General features: G+C 56.7%; 11 protein-coding genes. All 11 read right to left on the bottom strand.

The window, feature by feature from the left end; genetic code table 11:
• Window positions 1-109 precede the first annotated feature (109 nt).
• The 11 genes from PT275_RS01370 to PT275_RS01320 all read right to left on the bottom strand — a co-directional run bounded on the left by PT275_RS01370 (window position 110) and on the right by PT275_RS01320 (window position 15,847).
• Window positions 110-2,812, bottom strand: a complete 2,703-nt coding sequence (locus PT275_RS01370; protein ID WP_277151624.1) for an HAD-IC family P-type ATPase — start codon at window positions 2,810-2,812, stop codon at window positions 110-112.
• Between the two features lie 179 nt (window positions 2,813-2,991).
• Window positions 2,992-3,522, bottom strand: a complete 531-nt coding sequence (locus tag PT275_RS01365; protein ID WP_277151622.1) for a hypothetical protein — start codon at window positions 3,520-3,522, stop codon at window positions 2,992-2,994.
• A 50-nt stretch (window positions 3,523-3,572) separates the two neighbouring features.
• Complete coding sequence (locus PT275_RS01360; protein WP_277151620.1) at window positions 3,573-4,871, bottom strand: TRAM domain-containing protein; 1,299 nt, start codon at window positions 4,869-4,871, stop codon at window positions 3,573-3,575.
• 139 nt (window positions 4,872-5,010) lie between these two features.
• The gene (locus tag PT275_RS01355; protein WP_277151618.1) at window positions 5,011-5,844 is read right to left on the bottom strand and encodes a DUF3159 domain-containing protein; all 834 of its coding nucleotides are present in this window, start codon (window positions 5,842-5,844) and stop codon (window positions 5,011-5,013) included.
• A gap of 222 nt (window positions 5,845-6,066) precedes the next feature.
• Entirely contained in the window at window positions 6,067-7,029 is a 963-nt protein-coding gene (locus PT275_RS01350; protein WP_277153613.1) for a DUF3710 domain-containing protein, read from the bottom strand.
• Window positions 7,030-7,234: 205 nt separating this feature from the next.
• Window positions 7,235-8,101, bottom strand: a complete 867-nt coding sequence (locus tag PT275_RS01345; protein ID WP_277151615.1) for an exodeoxyribonuclease III — start codon at window positions 8,099-8,101, stop codon at window positions 7,235-7,237.
• Between the two features lie 136 nt (window positions 8,102-8,237).
• Entirely contained in the window at window positions 8,238-10,262 is a 2,025-nt protein-coding gene (locus tag PT275_RS01340; protein ID WP_277151613.1) for an ABC transporter ATP-binding protein, read from the bottom strand.
• 17 nt (window positions 10,263-10,279) lie between these two features.
• A complete protein-coding gene (locus PT275_RS01335; RefSeq protein ID WP_277151610.1) occupies window positions 10,280-11,257 on the bottom strand; it encodes an ABC transporter permease in 978 nt (325 codons plus the stop codon).
• Window positions 11,258-11,279: 22 nt separating this feature from the next.
• The gene (locus PT275_RS01330) at window positions 11,280-12,206 is read right to left on the bottom strand and encodes an ABC transporter permease (protein ID WP_277151608.1); all 927 of its coding nucleotides are present in this window, start codon (window positions 12,204-12,206) and stop codon (window positions 11,280-11,282) included.
• A gap of 235 nt (window positions 12,207-12,441) precedes the next feature.
• The gene (locus PT275_RS01325; protein WP_277151606.1) at window positions 12,442-14,082 is read right to left on the bottom strand and encodes an ABC transporter substrate-binding protein; all 1,641 of its coding nucleotides are present in this window, start codon (window positions 14,080-14,082) and stop codon (window positions 12,442-12,444) included.
• A 139-nt stretch (window positions 14,083-14,221) separates the two neighbouring features.
• Complete coding sequence (locus PT275_RS01320) at window positions 14,222-15,847, bottom strand: alpha-amylase family glycosyl hydrolase (protein ID WP_277151604.1); 1,626 nt, start codon at window positions 15,845-15,847, stop codon at window positions 14,222-14,224.
• Window positions 15,848-15,885 lie beyond the last annotated feature (38 nt).

The following is a 15,885-nucleotide window of genomic DNA, read 5'->3' as shown; positions in this document are numbered from 1 at the left end:
ACCAGCGCGTTATTATCAAACAACAACAATATATGCAGATTGAGCTTTCCCTTTGTTGCCAATGATGTCGAACCTGCACACTTGACAAAACTTTGCAAAAATCGCAGGTCTACTTGCTTTTGTTCTTGTTCTTCTTGCGGTTGACGATGCTTGAATAAAGACGACCGAAGAGATCGGCAATCGTCTGGATGCCGGCAAAGATGACGATGGAAAGCGCGAGTACAATGATCGTGGCGACCAACATCCAACCGGTCGGGAAAACCAGTTCGAAGAAATTCGAGACAATCGGGATGAACATGCCGATTAGACCGGCCAATGCGAAACCGGCCACCAAGACGCCGCGCCAGGAGTTGAGTGGCTGGGCCACGCGAGCCATCACCAGGATGCCCAATACGAAGACGATAATGGCACAGATGTCACGCAGCTTCAACAGATCGGCAGGCTTCGAAAGGTTCCAGTTCATGAAGCCGGGCAACGCCCATGCGGTGAGCAGCACCGAAAGGGCCACCGCGATGCCTCCCGGCAAGGCGAAACGCACCACACGTCCCAAAAAGCCCGGAATATAGCGGCGGTTATTGGGCGCCAACGCGAGGATGAAGGCCGGGATGCCGATGGTCAGCGCGCCGATATAGGTGATGTGGCGCGGTAGGTACGGGAACGGGATGAACGTGCAGACCACGCCGAGCGAGATGAGCGCGGAGTAGACGGTCTTGACGAGGAAGAGCGACGAGACGCGTTCCATGTTGGCCATCACCTGACGGCCGCGTGCCACGACACTCGGCAGGTGGGAGAACTTGGAATCGACCAGGACGACCTGTGCCACGGCCTTGGTGGCGGGTGCGGCGTTGCCCATTGCGATGCCGAGATCGGCCTCTTTCAAGGCCAGCGCGTCGTTGACGCCGTCGCCGGTCATGGCCACGACGTGGTCGCTTTCGTGCAGTGCGTCGACGATGGCCTTCTTCTGCTCGGGCAACACACGGCCGAGCACGTCGACATTCTCCATGACGGTGGAAAGTTTCTTGACGTCGCTGGGCAGCTCGCGGGCGTCCATGGCCACCGGTTCGCGATCGCCGGTCAGTTTGACGGTTCTGGCGATGGCACCGACGGTGGCCGGGCTGTCGCCGGAAATGATGCGGCAACGCACGCCCTGCTCACGGAACCATGCCAGCGTCTCTTCGGCGTCGTCGCGGATATGCTCGCTGCAGAGCACCAACGCCACCGGCTGCGCCGAAGGAATCAGCACAGGGGTGTCGGCGAAGTCGTTTGCGGCCGCCGGGGTGCTTCCGGCACCCGAGGCGCGCGCCAGCAGAAGCACACGCATGCCCTGATTGGCATACTTGGCCACCATGTTCTTGGCGGCGGTGTTGTCGCCTTCGAAGCCGCTCAAAAGCATTTCGGGGGCACCCATATACCACGCGTCACCGCCGCGCACGATGGCGCTCCATTTGCGGGCCGACGAGAATGGCACGCGGGCGTCGACCGGCTGGGGTCGAACGCCTTTGGCGTTCAACGCCTTGAGTACCGCCTCCCCTGTTCCGTTGGGGTTCTCTTCATTGGAAAGGTCATACAGCGCCTGCACCGCTGCCGACTTTTCGTCATCGGTGGTGCCGACGGTCACGCTGGCATGCACCGCGTTCTGGCCGGACGGGGCGTCCACCACGATGTCGGCGTCGGCTGCCGGGCTGAATGTATCGGCCTCGCCAAGCATGACGACCTGATTGAAGACGATGCCGCCGTCGGTGATGGTGCCGGTCTTGTCAAGGTTCAACGCGTCGACGCGGGCCAGGGTCTCGACGCTTTCCAGTTCCTGCACCAGCGTGTGCTGTCGCGCCAGGCGCATCGCGGCGATGGCGAAGTTGAGCGAGGTCAGCAGGACCAGGCCTTCGGGAATCATGCCGACCACGCCGGCGACAGCCGAAACGATCGCAGAACGCCAAGCGCCGGTGGAGAAGGCCACCTGCCAACCGCCGACGGTGCGGATCTGCGAGATGACCAAAAGAATGCAGAGCGGAATGACGATGACGGTCATCACTTTGAGGATGGTGTTGATGCCTTTGCTCAAGTCGGAGACGGTCTTCTTATAGACCTTGGCCTTGGCCGTCAATTTGGCCGCGTAGCCGTTCTCGCCCACCGCGTCGACGCGAACCAGCGCCATGCCGGAAGTCGCGTTGGAACCGGAATAGACCTCGGCCCCCTCGCCTTTCTTGACCGTACGCGATTCGCCGGTCAACATGGATTCGTCGAGCTCAAGCCCCCATGTGTGCACGATGGTGGCGTCGGCGGGCACCTGTTCGCCGCTCCGAAGCCAAAGCAGGTCGCCGAGCACGATGTCCTCATGTTCGATTTCCATGTCACGTCCGTCGCGACGAACCAATGATTTTGAGGCGATCAAAATGGAAAGCTTGTCAAGCGTGTGCTTGGCACGCATTTCAGTGAAGACGCCGATGCCGGAGTTGATGATGATGACCAGACCGAAAACGGCGTCTTTCCACTGGCCGGTCAACAGCACCAGCACCATGGCCACGAAAATGATGGCGTTGAACAGTGTGAAGACGTTCTCGCGAATGATCTGCCCCAGCGAACGTGAGCTTTCCGTATCGATCCGGTTGATGTTGCCCTGTGCAACCTGCTCTTGAACCTCTGCGGAGGTCAGCCCGACTTCAGGGATTTGGGGAAGACGAACCGCGGGTGCACCCTGCTGCCCGCTGCCGCTTGTGTTCCCAGCGTTTCCGCCACTGACGGCCTGGCTGCCCGTCGATGCCTCATCTGGTTCCCGGCCGTCGTTCTGCCCGAAAATTCCGGTCGCGCTCATTGAATGCCCCTTACCCCCGTTGATTCGCCCGTGCGCATCATTCCACGGTTCGCCGCTGCTTTCATGTTGTCGCATCAACCGCCTAAATTTCAGACGCTAAGGCGGTTTGCTCCGTTAAAAGTATATGTTGTGCCACTCTATCGTGTCGGCCACGTTCGCGGTGGGCACTTCCTGCATATTTACGGTAACGTCACGCTCATCATCTTGGGATGCGGATTGTCGTTGATCGCCAATTGGACGGCATCGGCGAAAGAAACCGTGCCGTTGTCGCCTCCGGGCGGGACTATCCGCAACGCTTCGGCGTACAACTTGGTATCGGAGCGCACCGCATCGACCAATATCACCGGGATCCCGGCGTCATGCGCCGTGCGAAAAGCCTGGTTCCACCCGTTGGCCCGATTGCCGCGCATATCAAGGCCGCTGACCACGAATGCACTGACCGGCCGACGGGTCATATCCGTAAACGACTGATTCGGGTCCGGCACCCCGCCGTCCGGGGCCGCGGCATATATGGCCTTGATATCAACCTTCTCGAATGCCTCTATCACCGTCTGGTCAAGGTTTTCGTCGCCTGCCGTCACCACACCGATAAGCAAGTCGGATTTGTCACGGCTGTCATGGGTGACATGGCCAGATACCGACTGGGTGTCACCGGCAATCATGTTGTCCGGAGCACAGGAAACGAGCGCCGGCAAGGACGACAATGCCATACAAGCGCTCAGAACGATTGACAATTCCCGGTGCAACGTATTCGCCTACTTCACTGGTTTTCACGCGTGAACAGCGCCACCGTCTCAACGTGATGGGTCATCGGATAGATGTCGAACGCCTGAATCGACTTCAGACCATAGCCAAGCTTGGTGAGCGTCGCCATGTCACGAGCGAGGCTGGTGGGGTCGCAGGCGATGTAAACGATCGAGTGCGTGTCTGCCTCAGCGAGTTGCCGGCAAACCTGTGCTTTGGCTCCGGCGCGCGGCGGGTCAAGCACAACGACATTGGGATTGGCCAGCTCTTCAGGAACATTGCGCAGGCAGTGCGAGACATCGCCCTGCAACACGGTGACATTGGCGTCCTTGGCAATGTGCAGATTGCGTTCGGCATTGCGCACCGCCATACGTCCGCCTTCGACAGACAGCATGTGGGTGTGCGCAAAGGTTTTGGCCAGCGGTACGGTAAACAGGCCAGAGCCGGAGAAAAGGTCCCACAGCGTCGCGGATTGAACTCCGGAAAGCTCCTGGCTGACAAGACGCATCACATATTTGACGAGTGTCGGCGGGGCCATGCGGTGCACCTGCCAGAACCCGTCGGCCTCCACACCGTACTTATAGCGTTTGCCGTCCACGTCCACGACTTCTTTGAGACGCTTTGAACCTGCATGAAGATGCCCGTCAACAGTGATGGCGAAGTTGTCACCGATGGCCTCAAGCAAGACCTTGTTGGGTACTTTGGAGGTGTGGATATCACGGGGTTCCGGCACGGCGACACGAATCTTGGCACCAGGCTCGAACTGTTCATCCCAAAGTTTCTGGTCACGGGCGACGGCGAGCAGCGCCCGCGTGGCCAGCGGCATCGTATCGATACGCACACGGGTATGCGAGGCGCGGCGGCGCATCGACACGCGGCCTTCCTCGTCGGCGATGAGCTCGATACGAGTGCGCCAGTGCAGGCCCTTTTCATCGACATCGCCGTCCATGCGCGCCACCGGAACATCGTCGATGTCAAGGTGACCCATACGCCGCATCTGGTCGGTGATAACCGCTGATTTCCACTTGAGCTGACCAGACAGCGAGACATGGATCAGATCGGCGCCACCGACTCCCCCGCCTTGCGCCAACGGGCCGGCCAACGGCCACAGCGGCTCCACGCGGTCTTCCGAGGGCTCGACCACGTCCACGACTTCACCGGTCCAGAAGCGGTCATCGCGCTCGTGCGGTTCGTCCAGTTCGATGGTGTCCAATTCGCCGGGCAGCGCGAAACGCACGAAGACCACCCGCCCGTCGATATGGGCGATGCAACGCCCCTGATCCGCGTAACGTTCGATACGTACTGTGGCTTGCATTTCTGACCTCTGCTTCTAAAGTTATGGCGGCACGGCAAACTATGAGATTCCGCACCTTATCATTCATTTTGTATGACATAACGACGCCGATATTCATCTGATTCCGTAACCGGCATATCCCCATGACTGGAATCCCAGTCTATCGTTGGCCCTCGTCCGCAGCCTTCACGACGACCTCCGCGTTTGCGGCTTCTACGGTGCGCATATCGTCGACGTTTGGCTCGTCTTCGTCCACTGCCTGAGTGTCCGACTTCTTTTTGTCATCGTTATCGTCCTCATCCTCACCACCGGACTTGAATTTGGGATGATGCCTCATCGGATCAGCAATGATCAAGTAGGAGATCCAAATGGCCAACGCCCAGAACGGCAGCCCCATCAGAAGACGGGTTGTGCCCAGCCAAGTGACATGATTGGTGAGGTAAAGCGGCACCTGCACCACCAAACGCAACGCGAAGACACCAATCCACATGGCCGTGACGATGTCATAGGCGCGAACGAGTTTCCTGTCACCTCGCCAATCGGCGAGCCATGCCCGGAAATGCTCGGTGGGCAGGGATCGGATGAATTCGACCAGAAAACCGACTCCCGGTACGCGGATGGCCAGCGTGATGGCCAGTACGACAATATAGACGCTGTTGGTGATGAACCCATACATGTAGTAGTTGCGGGCCTCATGGGTGTTCCACGCCCAAATCAGGCAGATGGCCACAGAGATCAGACCCGCCAGCGCGCCGAGTATCGTCTGGCGCTGCACAAGGCGCACCACAACCAAAACCACTGCCAACACCGCCGAAACGATAATCGTCAATTTGAGGTCGGACGTGATGACGAACATGACCACGAAGACAAATCCGGGCAGCATCGATTCGATGACGCCACGCACCCCGCCGATGGCGTCGATGACGGAAAAGTCCTCGCCGTTACCGGCCGCAGCCAGCGCCGCTAGCCCCTGCTTTTTTTTCGTCTCGGTCATAATCCCTTATCCGGTTTGGTGTTACCTGTGTTATTGAAGCATGTATTGTTGAAATCTGCGTTTCAATATCGACCTGACCGGCAATCACCACAATTCGCACCGGCGCTGCCAGCATTCCACATATACATATTTTAATATTTTTTATTGTTCCATCCATCGACGCCGATACATAATTCGCCGGTCAGCCTACGAAGGCATAACCGGCGAACCAAGTATTTGGAATCAGCGCAGCTCCGAGAACATCGGTCCGCGGGAAATCGTGGTCTGCACCTCGGTCTGTTGGTCAGCGACGAACGGTCCCTTGATGCGCTTGGGAATCTTGTGGCCGTCGCCATCCTTGTCGGCTTTGGCGGCTGCCTCGTCAGCCTTGCGACGCTGTTCGGGCGAAACGGGCGGGTGCATCGGAACCAGGTCACGCGGGGCCAGCGGCTCTTCACCGCGGTCGACCACGATATCGGAAAAGTACTGGTTCAATGCCTTGGTTTCCGGACTTTCCGGATGGGTGGCAGCACGACCGGAGAAGATGCCGCGAAGCATCCAACGCGGGCCGTCGACACCTACGATACGTGTAATCAGCCTCTTGCCACCATTGACGGTGACCGGCAGCTTGATTTCCGTACCGAAAATGCCAGGCTGCTCGTTCGCCTTGGGATTGGCCGCAAGCAAGTCCTCACTGACCCCGTCCCAAAGTCCGAGGGTCTTGGGGGCAGCAAGCGCCTCGATCTCAAGGCTGGAATCCTTGTAGGAAACGGTGCAGCCAACCACCTGGCCGCTGGCACGATTGGCCTTCACACGAAGTTTGGTATCCGGCATGAACGGCAGATAATAAGCACCCATGTCAAGGTACTCATCGTAATTGGGGGCTTTTTGCTCTTCAATGTCCCAAGGCCCATAAAGCTCGCCACGATCCGGATAGGCTTCACTCGGCTCATCGGGAACCTTGTGCCTGTTTTCCACATCCTCATCGCTGCCAGCATCCGATTCCGTACTGGATTCGGCTTCCGAATTCTTATCGTCAGAGGCATTCACCGCGTCATTCTCGACATCCTTGGCTTCATTCTCACCGGTTTCACCAGTCTTGTCATCCTCAACCGCAGCCTCCTTGGCCTTTGTTTCGGCCTCATTATCGTCATCGCGGTGCTTCTTTTTGCCGAATCCGAACAGTCCCATAGTCCCTCGTTTCAAAACCTGCATTGATGGCTCAAGCCTATCACCGGGCTATGAACCGGCACAGCTCACACTTTTCGTGTCTTTGAAAAATGAGAGCCAATTGAATATCATTATCCGTTGTCCTTCCCATAAATCGTACGGTGTCAACGATTTTCGAAAGTATACCCGTGACAAGATGTCCACTTCGGCTCACATTGTTGAACGTTCGGAAAACGCAAGCCTAAATGTCATAGACCACGCTCAACGGCGCATGATCGGACCAACGCGTGTCGTAGGAAGAAGCACGGTCGATGTCGAAGGATACAGCCTTTTGCGCCAATCTCGGCGTCGCCAGCTGATAGTCGATCCTCCAGCCGACGTTGTTGTCAAAGGCGCGTCCGCGCTGGCTCCACCATGTATATGGCCCCTGCACATCGCCGGCAAGCTGTCGCATTACATCAACGAAGCCATATTGTTGCGGGTCGAGCCACTTGTCGACGTAGGCGCGTTCTTGCGGCAGGAAACCGGAATGCTTCTCGTTGGCCTTGGCGTTCTTGATATCCAGCGGGGTGTGCGCGATGTTCATATCACCGCAAAGCAGCGCCTGACGGCCACCTGCCGCGGCCTCGTCACGCAGCTCGCCCATGCGTTGGAGCATACGGTCGAGGAAACGGTATTTCTGGGTCATTTTCTCGGGGTCGTCGGTGTTGCCTGCGTGTACATAGACACTCGCGACCGTCAGTTTCATCCCGCTCGGCGTGGTGACATCGGCCTCGATCCACCGGCCTGAGTCGACAGCCTCGCTCAAATCCATCAGCCCGTAGCGTTGCTCCTCGATCTTCAAATCGGAAAGAAGCCCAACGCCCGCACGCCCTTTGATACGGCAGACTTCGTCCATACGGCCAAGTCCATCGGCTGCGGAGACTTTCCCGGCCTTTTCATAGCCGTCGGCCATTGCCGAAAAGATCGGATCAATCTCCTCCTGCGGTGCACGCACCTCCTGCATGCACCAGATATCGGGGGTATTGGCCTCGGCCCAGTCAAGCACACCCTTGCGTTTGGCGGCGCGGATACCGTTGAGATTCGAAGTAGTCACAGTTATGCTCATGATTCACGACGATACACGCCTGTGTAGTCGCGGCCAAGGATTGTTGGCATCTGCTGCACGATATGAAAAATCCCGTCACATAACGTGACGGGATCAATCAAATCGTTACTCAGACCGTGATGGACGAATCCGAATATCAGTCCAGACCGAGCTGCAGATGGCCGCCAGGAATCGCATCGAGCAGATCCTTGGTGTACTGCTGCTGCGGATGGTCGAAGACCTCATCGGTGGTGGCGTGCTCGACGAGCTTGCCCTTCTGCATCACCACGACCTCGTCGGCGATCTGACGGACGACCGCCAGATCATGCGTGATGAACAGATAGCTGAGCCCTCGTTCGGCCTGAAGATCGTTTAGGAGCTGCAGCACCTGATCTTGAACCAAAACATCGAGTGCAGAAACCGCCTCATCACAGACGATGACATCCGGGTTCAGGGCCATGGCTCGCGCGATGGCGATACGTTGACGCTGACCACCGGAAAGCTCGTTCGGGTAACGCTGCATCACTGACTGCGGCATCTTCACCAAATCAAGCAGCTCACGCACGCGCTTCTCACGGCTCTTCTTGTCACCAATCTTGTGGATACGCAGTGGTTCTTCGATGGAACGGTAAATCGAATACATCGGGTCGAGCGAACCGTACGGGTTCTGGAAGACCGGCTGGACATGCCTGCGGAAGTCCAGAAGCGATTTGCCTTCGAACGCGCTGATATCCTTGCCTTCGTAAGTAACCGTGCCACTGGTGGGCTTCAGAAGCTTCAAGACCATATTGGCCACGGTCGATTTGCCGGAGCCCGATTCGCCCACAATCGCCAGTGTCGTACCGCGCTTGACCGAGAACGACACATCATCAACGGCCTTGAACATCTCTTTGCGGCGCGGAAGCTTGAATTCACGGGTCAAGTGGCTCACCGTGATGATGTGCTCGCTTTTCTCGAGCGTTTCCTCGCCCTTGACATGATGCTCCATCAGGGACTCGGCGTTCTCGCCGTGCTCCTTGGCGGAGATGATGCGCTGCGAAGCCAGTGACGGAGCCGCAGCCACCAGACGCTTGGTATACGGATGCTGCGGATGCTGAAGCACCTCGAGCGATGGACCGGATTCGACGACCTGCCCCTTGTACATCACGACGATGTGCTGGGCGCGCTCAGCAGCCAAGCCCAAGTCATGGGTGATGAAGAGCACTGCGGTCCCCAACTCATCGGTCAGGGAGTGCAGGTGGTCAAGAATCCTCTTCTGCACCGTGACGTCAAGGGCACTAGTGGGCTCGTCAGCGATCAACAGGTCAGGACGGCAGGCCAGGCCAATGGCAATTAGTGCACGCTGCAGCATGCCGCCGGAGAACTCGTGCGGATACTGACGGGCACGGGTCGCCGCATCCGGCAAACCGGCCTCTTCCAAAAGACCGGAGATACGGTCGGTCATGGTACTACCGATAACATACTGCTTGGCGATCTGCCAAGCCTTGTCATCGTTCACACCAGCTTTGATCAGGTCATCGGCCACACGCCAACGGGTTTCCGAACCGGGAACCCATTCTTTGGTGAAGTAATCCATCTTGGCCTTTGCCGCGTCGCCGGTGACATCAGCTTCGCCGAGTGCAGCTTGTGCGGCCTTCAGCAGTTCAGGCAATTCCTTGGAGCCAATGAAAGTCTCATCGTCCTCGCTCTTTACGGCCACTTCGTTGCCTGCCAACGCCTGGGCGAGCTTCGAGCGCTTCTCATGCGAGATATCCATGTGGTTGGCCTTCAGAGCCTCCTCCACCTGCGTGCCGATACGCCAAACAGGGTTCAGATTGCTCATCGGGTCCTGCGGGACCAGACCCATCTTGTCGCCGAGGATCTGCTCATACTGCTTGCGCGTGTAGTGGGAAATCTCCTCGCCTTCAAGCCTGATGGATCCGCCCACGACGTGACCGGTGCCGGGAAGGAGGCCCAGGACGGCCATGGCCGAGGTGGATTTGCCGGAACCGGACTCGCCGACGATGGCCACCCACTGTCCGGGGTAGACGTTGAAAGAGGCGTCGCGCACGGCGTGGACCGCATGGTTGTCGCCGGTGGTGAAGTCGACCTTGAGGTCCTTGACCTCGAGGATCGGCCCTTGCTCCTTCTGCATCTCGAAGAGTTTTTCGTTCTTTTCGTTCTTGCTGTTCATTTCGCTCATCGTGCTTTCCTCTACACTCACGCCGTACGGCTCTTGGGGTCAAGCGCATCCTTGACGGCATCGCCCATCATGATGAAGGCAAGCACCGTGATGGCCAGCGCGGCCGACGGATAGAAGAGGACCGAAGGATCGGTACGCAGAATCGTCTGTGCGTTGGAGATGTCGCCGCCCCAGCTGACGGTAGTGGTCGGCAGGCCGATACCAAGGAAGCTCAGCGTGGCTTCGGAGACGATGTAGGAGCCCAGCGAAGTGGTTCCGATGACGATGATCGAAGCAAAGGAATTAGGCATGATATGCCTGAGCAGATTGCGTCCTGGAGTAGAACCCAACGCTGTCGCGGCGGTGTTGAATTCAAGGTTCTTGGTCTCCATCACGGCGCTTCGCGCGATACGCGAGGTCTGCGTCCAGCCAAACAGGGTCAGCACCAGCACGATCTTCCAGATGGAACCCGAAGTACGGAACATCTGCAACACAACGATGGCGCCGAGCAGCATCGGGATGGCCATGAAGATATCGGTGAAACGGCTGAGCACTGCGTCGATCCAGCCTCCGAAGAATCCTCCGACGGCGCCGATCAAAGAACCGAAGATGACCACGAGTATCGCGGTAAGAATACCCACGGAAAGTGAAGTCCGTGTGCCGTAAACGGTTCTGGTGAACACATCGCATCCCTGGGTGTCATAGCCGAACGGGTGGCCGGGGCTTCCCTTTTCGAGCGAATGGTCCAGTTGGCAGAAGTTCGGATCCCTGTGGGTGAACACCCCAGGGAACAACGCAACGAAGATAATGCAGACAATCAGGATTGCGGAGACGATAAACAGAGGATTACGTCGCAACGTGCGCCATGCATCCGCCCACATGTTCGTGGCCGGCATCGACTCATCGACAGAATCGACATCCTGCAGTTCCACTTTCCCGGCCGGGGAGACATAGCGCTCCTGTCCCGGCAGAATGTGGGAAGAAGTCTTGGTTTGTTGAATAGTGCTATCACTCATAAATCTTATTCACACTCCAGACTCACGCGTAACGGATACGAGGATCGAGGGCCGCGTAAAGCATATCGACAGCCAGGTTGCAGATCACAAATATCAAGGTCAGCAACGTTACAATGGAAACCACCATGTTGCTTTCACCCTTGAGAATGCTCTGATAGGTCAGGAATCCAATGCCATGAATATTGAAGATCGTTTCCGAAATCATGGCGCCTCCCATGAGGCCTCCAAGATCCTGTCCCAGATAGGTGACGACCGGGATCAGCGAATTGCGCAGCACGTGGCGGACGATGACCGAACGATTGCTCATGCCCTTGGCGCGGGCAGTGCGCACATAATCCTCGGCGATGTTCGAAGAGACTTCGGAACGTGTAAGTCTGATGACATAAGCCATCGAGGCAGATCCAAGCACCATCGCCGGCATCAGCAAATCCATGAAACCGGGGTCGTTGCCTGCGGTCACGGGAAGGAGACGCCATTTGACACCGATGAAATACTGGCCAAGGAAGCCAGTGACGAACGTAGGAACCGAAATCAGAAGCAGGGAGACGATGAGAATGACGGAGTCATACCACTTGCCCTTCTTCAAGCCGGATACAATGCCGAACGCGACGCCGAAAAGCGCCTCGAAGACGAAGGCCATAAGCCCCAATTTGATGGTTACCGGGAACGCCCGGCCAATCTCATCGATAACCGGCTGGCCGGCGAACGTGTTGCCGAAATTCAAGGTCAACGCGTTCTTGAGGAACAGCAGGTATTGGATAATGAACGGTTTATCCAAATTATATTCGGCGCGGATCTGGGCGGCCACCGCCTGGTTGACAGGTTTGTCTCCAAACATCGCCTTGACCGGATCGCCCGGCAATGCGAAGACAAGCGCATAAACCAACAATGTCGTGCCGAGAACCACAGGGATCATCTGCAGGATACGGCGCAGAAGATACTTACCCATCGGTTACTCCTTATTTTGGAATCGACCAAGCTCAAAAATGTCTAAATGGCCAACTCATAAACACATGATTGCTACTTTAACTCACACACACGTCAAAGTCGACCGAAAAGGCGACAGATGCATCCTTATCCGGTCGACTTCGACACTTATCCATATACGGCCTGTGCCAAAGTCTTAGTGCCTGTGCAGACCCAAAAGCTTTGGCACGCAAACAAAAGACCGTCTATTTATTTCCTCACTTCTTCAGTTCGTTGTACACCGGCTGGCTCTTCCAATCCATCTGGTAGCCCTTGACCTTGGTCGAGGAGACACCGACATTGGCCTTGTTGTACAGTGGGATTCCCGGCAAGTCTTCAAGAAGAATCTCCTGGGACTGGCTGTAGAGCTTATTGGCGGCATCGACGCTCTTGGCCATATAGGCCTGGTCGATGAGCTGATCGAACTTGGGGTTCTTGTATTGTTCGTTGTTCGAGCCATTGCCGTCAGCGGCCGCGCTGGCGAAGTTCTGGAACAGGTAGTTCTCCGCCGACGGATAGTCCGGAGCCCAACCGGCCTTGTAGGCGCCGGTCATCGAGTGATCGTAAATGGGCTTGAGGAACTCCTGATTCGTTGGGATCGGGATGGTTTGGGCAACCTTCGAACCAATGGCATTGTTCACGGAATTGACAACCGCATCGAACACGGCCTTGGTGCCGCTGTCGCTGCTGTAGGAAATGGTGAACGGATTCGGATCATGCGAAATGGCTTCTGCCTGGTTCCAGAGTTCCTTGGCTTTCGTCGGGTTGTATTCGATGTTTTCGACACCCTTGAGATTGGCATCGAAACCAGGGGTAAGCGGCGAAGTGAAGTCGCGGGCCGGCTTTCCGAGACCGCCGAGCACCTTGTCGACGATGTTCTTGCGGTCGATCGCCATCGAAATCGCGCGACGACGCAACGTGCCTTCCTGGGTTCCGGTCTTGAAATGCTCGACGTACGAGGGGATATCGATCATCTGGATGGTCGAACCCGGCTTGTTGAAGGGCGTAACCGAAGAATCCTTTTGGAAGGTCTTCTGCGCGGAGTCCGGAATGGTGTCCATCACATCGAGATTGCCCGCCTGCACGTCGGCGAAGGCGGAATCCGGGGTCGTGTAGATCTTGAAGGTGATGCCATCGTTCTGCGGCGTCTGGCCACCCTTGTAGTAGGAATTCTTCACCATCGTGATCGTGTGATTGTGGTCCCACTTTTCGACCTTGTACGGACCATTGCCGATCGGCTTCTCGCCGAAGGCCTTCTTATCCTTGTAGAAGGCGTCAGGGAGCGGGGAGAAGGAAGGCAGACCGATACGAAGCAGGAATGTCGAATCCGGCTTTGCCATATCCACGGTGAAGGTCTGGTCATCGACGACCTTAAGACCGCTGAGCTGCTCATCGCCCTGCACCTTGTCTTTGTTCTGCAGATCGTCATAACCCTTGATGGTCGAGAAGAACGAGGAGCACTTCTGTGCGTTCTTCACATTGGCGACATAGCTCCACGCGCGGGTGAAGGTCTTCGCGGTCACTGCGGAACCATCGCTGAATTTCCAGCCCGGCTTGAGCTTGATGGTATACTGCGTGGCGTCGGCATTTGGAGTGATGGACTGGGCCACCTCATTCTTGGAATTGCCTTTGGCGTCAAAGTAGATCAGCCCGGAGAAGGCAAGCTGAATCGGCTTGCCGCCACCGGTCTCATTGGTGTCACCGGGAATCAGCGGATTGTTCGGCTCGGTCAGGTATGCCGTGATGGTATGGTCACTCGATGCGGACGTTTTGCCGCCGGATGACGAACTGCCACAGGCGCCCAAAAGCATCGCCATCGAGCAACCGATGGCGAGCAATGCCAGAGATTTCTTCTTCATTGATTTTTCTCCTTTGTTTTGGTTACTTCTATATAACCAATTGAAACAAAATCGTCATATTGGCGACCAAATCAGCGTACCATAAATAAAATGTATTGCTTTGTATGCCAATTGACAACAAATGACGAGTACTTGCAGATTAACCGTTGACGGCAAAAACGGAAAAACTCTGCGGCCCCAGTCGCAGCATCCCACCGTCATTCAGTTTGATCTCCCCCAAGCAGACAAGCATCTTTCCGGTTCCTTCTTGAGGGGCATGGATTCTGACACTCTCGTTTTTCAAACCGGGGTTCATCGCGACCACGAGGTCACCGCCGTCCTCGCAAATACGCCGATAAACAAATGATTTGCCGTCATCCGGCGCTGCAAGAACTTCAAAACCGGCGCTTGCCAGCAGAGCAGGGTTATCGTCACGAAGATGGAGCAGGGTCCTGGTCCAGGCAAAGAGCGAATCGCCATCACGTTGCTGGTCGGCAACGGTAGGGGCATCAGGCGAAGAATCAACCGGCAGGTAGAGCGAATCCGGATCCCCTTGCGAAAAACCAAGATTTTTCCCGGAAGACCATTGCATGGGCGTACGCGTGCCGGTCCTTCGGTAGCCGCCTTCTTTGGTGGGCAAACCGTCAAGGTAATTCATACCGATCTCATCGCCGTAATAGATGAAAGGCGCCCCCGGCATGGTCAGGATCATACCCAACGCCAACTTGTACTCGCGCTTGGAAAGCATCGGCATGATCCTGTTGGTGTCGTGGTTGCACGTGATCATGCAGAAATAGCCGTTGCCTTTGCCGGACTCATAAAGAGGAAGGTAATCGGAAAGAAACGCGCCGATGCCGGTGCTGCTTTCGGCCTTGAAATAGCTCAGGTTCTGCTTTCTGCCTTCCCAAGTCAGAATGTTGCGTACCAGCTTGTGATAGCCGTTGCCTTCCTTGGTGTCGGACTGGCCTCCATCGAGGTTGTCGAGATAGAAATCCATATCGAACCCGGCCGCGAAAGACTGCTTGGGATTCGACCATTCGGAGACGAATGCGGCCTCGGGAAACTCTGGTCTGATGGTGGCGAACATCTGCCTCCAGGCCGCGACCGTCCAACGATGGTCGGCATCGTCGTTCTTGACCAGCGAATCGGCCAAATCCACGCGGAATCCGTCACATCCCTTGGAAAGCCAGAAGCGCATGACATCGACCATGGCATTGCGGGTTGAACGTGCCGCGGGCGAATCCGGGGACATCTGCCAGGCCCTGTCACGCCTGCCGAAACCATAGTTCAATGCGGGTTGCGATTTGAAGTAATTGAGGATATAAGCGCCGTCTCGTGGGCATTCACCACCCACAAACGGCATGGTATAACGCTCGAAAGCGCCGTTTGTCCATATATAACGGTCCGAGAATTCGTTGCGCTCGGCCAATTGGCTTGCCTTGAACCACTCATGCTCCTCGCTGGTATGCCCTGGAACCAAGTCAAGCAACACATGCATCCCCTTGGCATGCGCGGCTTCGAAGAGGTCGACCATATCCTGGTTGGTGCCATAGCGAGGGGCTATTTTCCTGTAATCGCGAACGTCGTACCCGGCATCCTTGAACGGGGAATCGAAGCATGGGTTGATCCAGATGGCATTGCAGCCCAGGTCGCGAATATAATCGAGCTTCTCGGTGATACCGGGCAAATCCCCTATACCGTCGCCATTGCTGTCATAAAAGCTCTGGGGGTAGATCTCATAGAACCTTGCACAGTCCAACCATGACAGCGTGCGTGTAATCGACATACCGGGTTTCCCTTCTCTCTGGCCCGTGATGGAATGAT

Origin of the sequence: Bifidobacterium sp. ESL0745, from assembly GCF_029433335.1 — a bacterium.
In the GTDB taxonomy this organism is placed as follows: domain Bacteria; phylum Actinomycetota; class Actinomycetes; order Actinomycetales; family Bifidobacteriaceae; genus Bifidobacterium.
Note: the sequence above shows the minus strand (reverse complement) of the source record. Positions and strands in the feature narration are given on the sequence as shown.

Excerpts from the sequence above, each read along its gene's own strand:
- PT275_RS01360 (WP_277151620.1), bottom strand. The coding sequence starts at position 4,871 with ATGCAAGCCACAGTACGTATCGAACGTTACGCGGATCAGGGGCGTTGC.
- PT275_RS01325 (WP_277151606.1), bottom strand. The coding sequence starts at position 14,082 with ATGAAGAAGAAATCTCTGGCATTGCTCGCCATCGGTTGCTCGATGGCG.
- PT275_RS01330 (WP_277151608.1), bottom strand. The coding sequence starts at position 12,206 with ATGGGTAAGTATCTTCTGCGCCGTATCCTGCAGATGATCCCTGTGGTT.
- PT275_RS01355 (WP_277151618.1), bottom strand. The coding sequence starts at position 5,844 with ATGACCGAGACGAAAAAAAAGCAGGGGCTAGCGGCGCTGGCTGCGGCC.
- PT275_RS01320 (WP_277151604.1), bottom strand. The coding sequence starts at position 15,847 with ATGTCGATTACACGCACGCTGTCATGGTTGGACTGTGCAAGGTTCTAT.
- PT275_RS01365 (WP_277151622.1), bottom strand. The coding sequence starts at position 3,522 with ATGGCATTGTCGTCCTTGCCGGCGCTCGTTTCCTGTGCTCCGGACAAC.
- PT275_RS01370 (WP_277151624.1), bottom strand. The coding sequence starts at position 2,812 with ATGAGCGCGACCGGAATTTTCGGGCAGAACGACGGCCGGGAACCAGAT.
- PT275_RS01345 (WP_277151615.1), bottom strand. The coding sequence starts at position 8,101 with ATGAGCATAACTGTGACTACTTCGAATCTCAACGGTATCCGCGCCGCC.
- PT275_RS01340 (WP_277151613.1), bottom strand. The coding sequence starts at position 10,262 with ATGAGCGAAATGAACAGCAAGAACGAAAAGAACGAAAAACTCTTCGAG.
- PT275_RS01335 (WP_277151610.1), bottom strand. The coding sequence starts at position 11,257 with ATGAGTGATAGCACTATTCAACAAACCAAGACTTCTTCCCACATTCTG.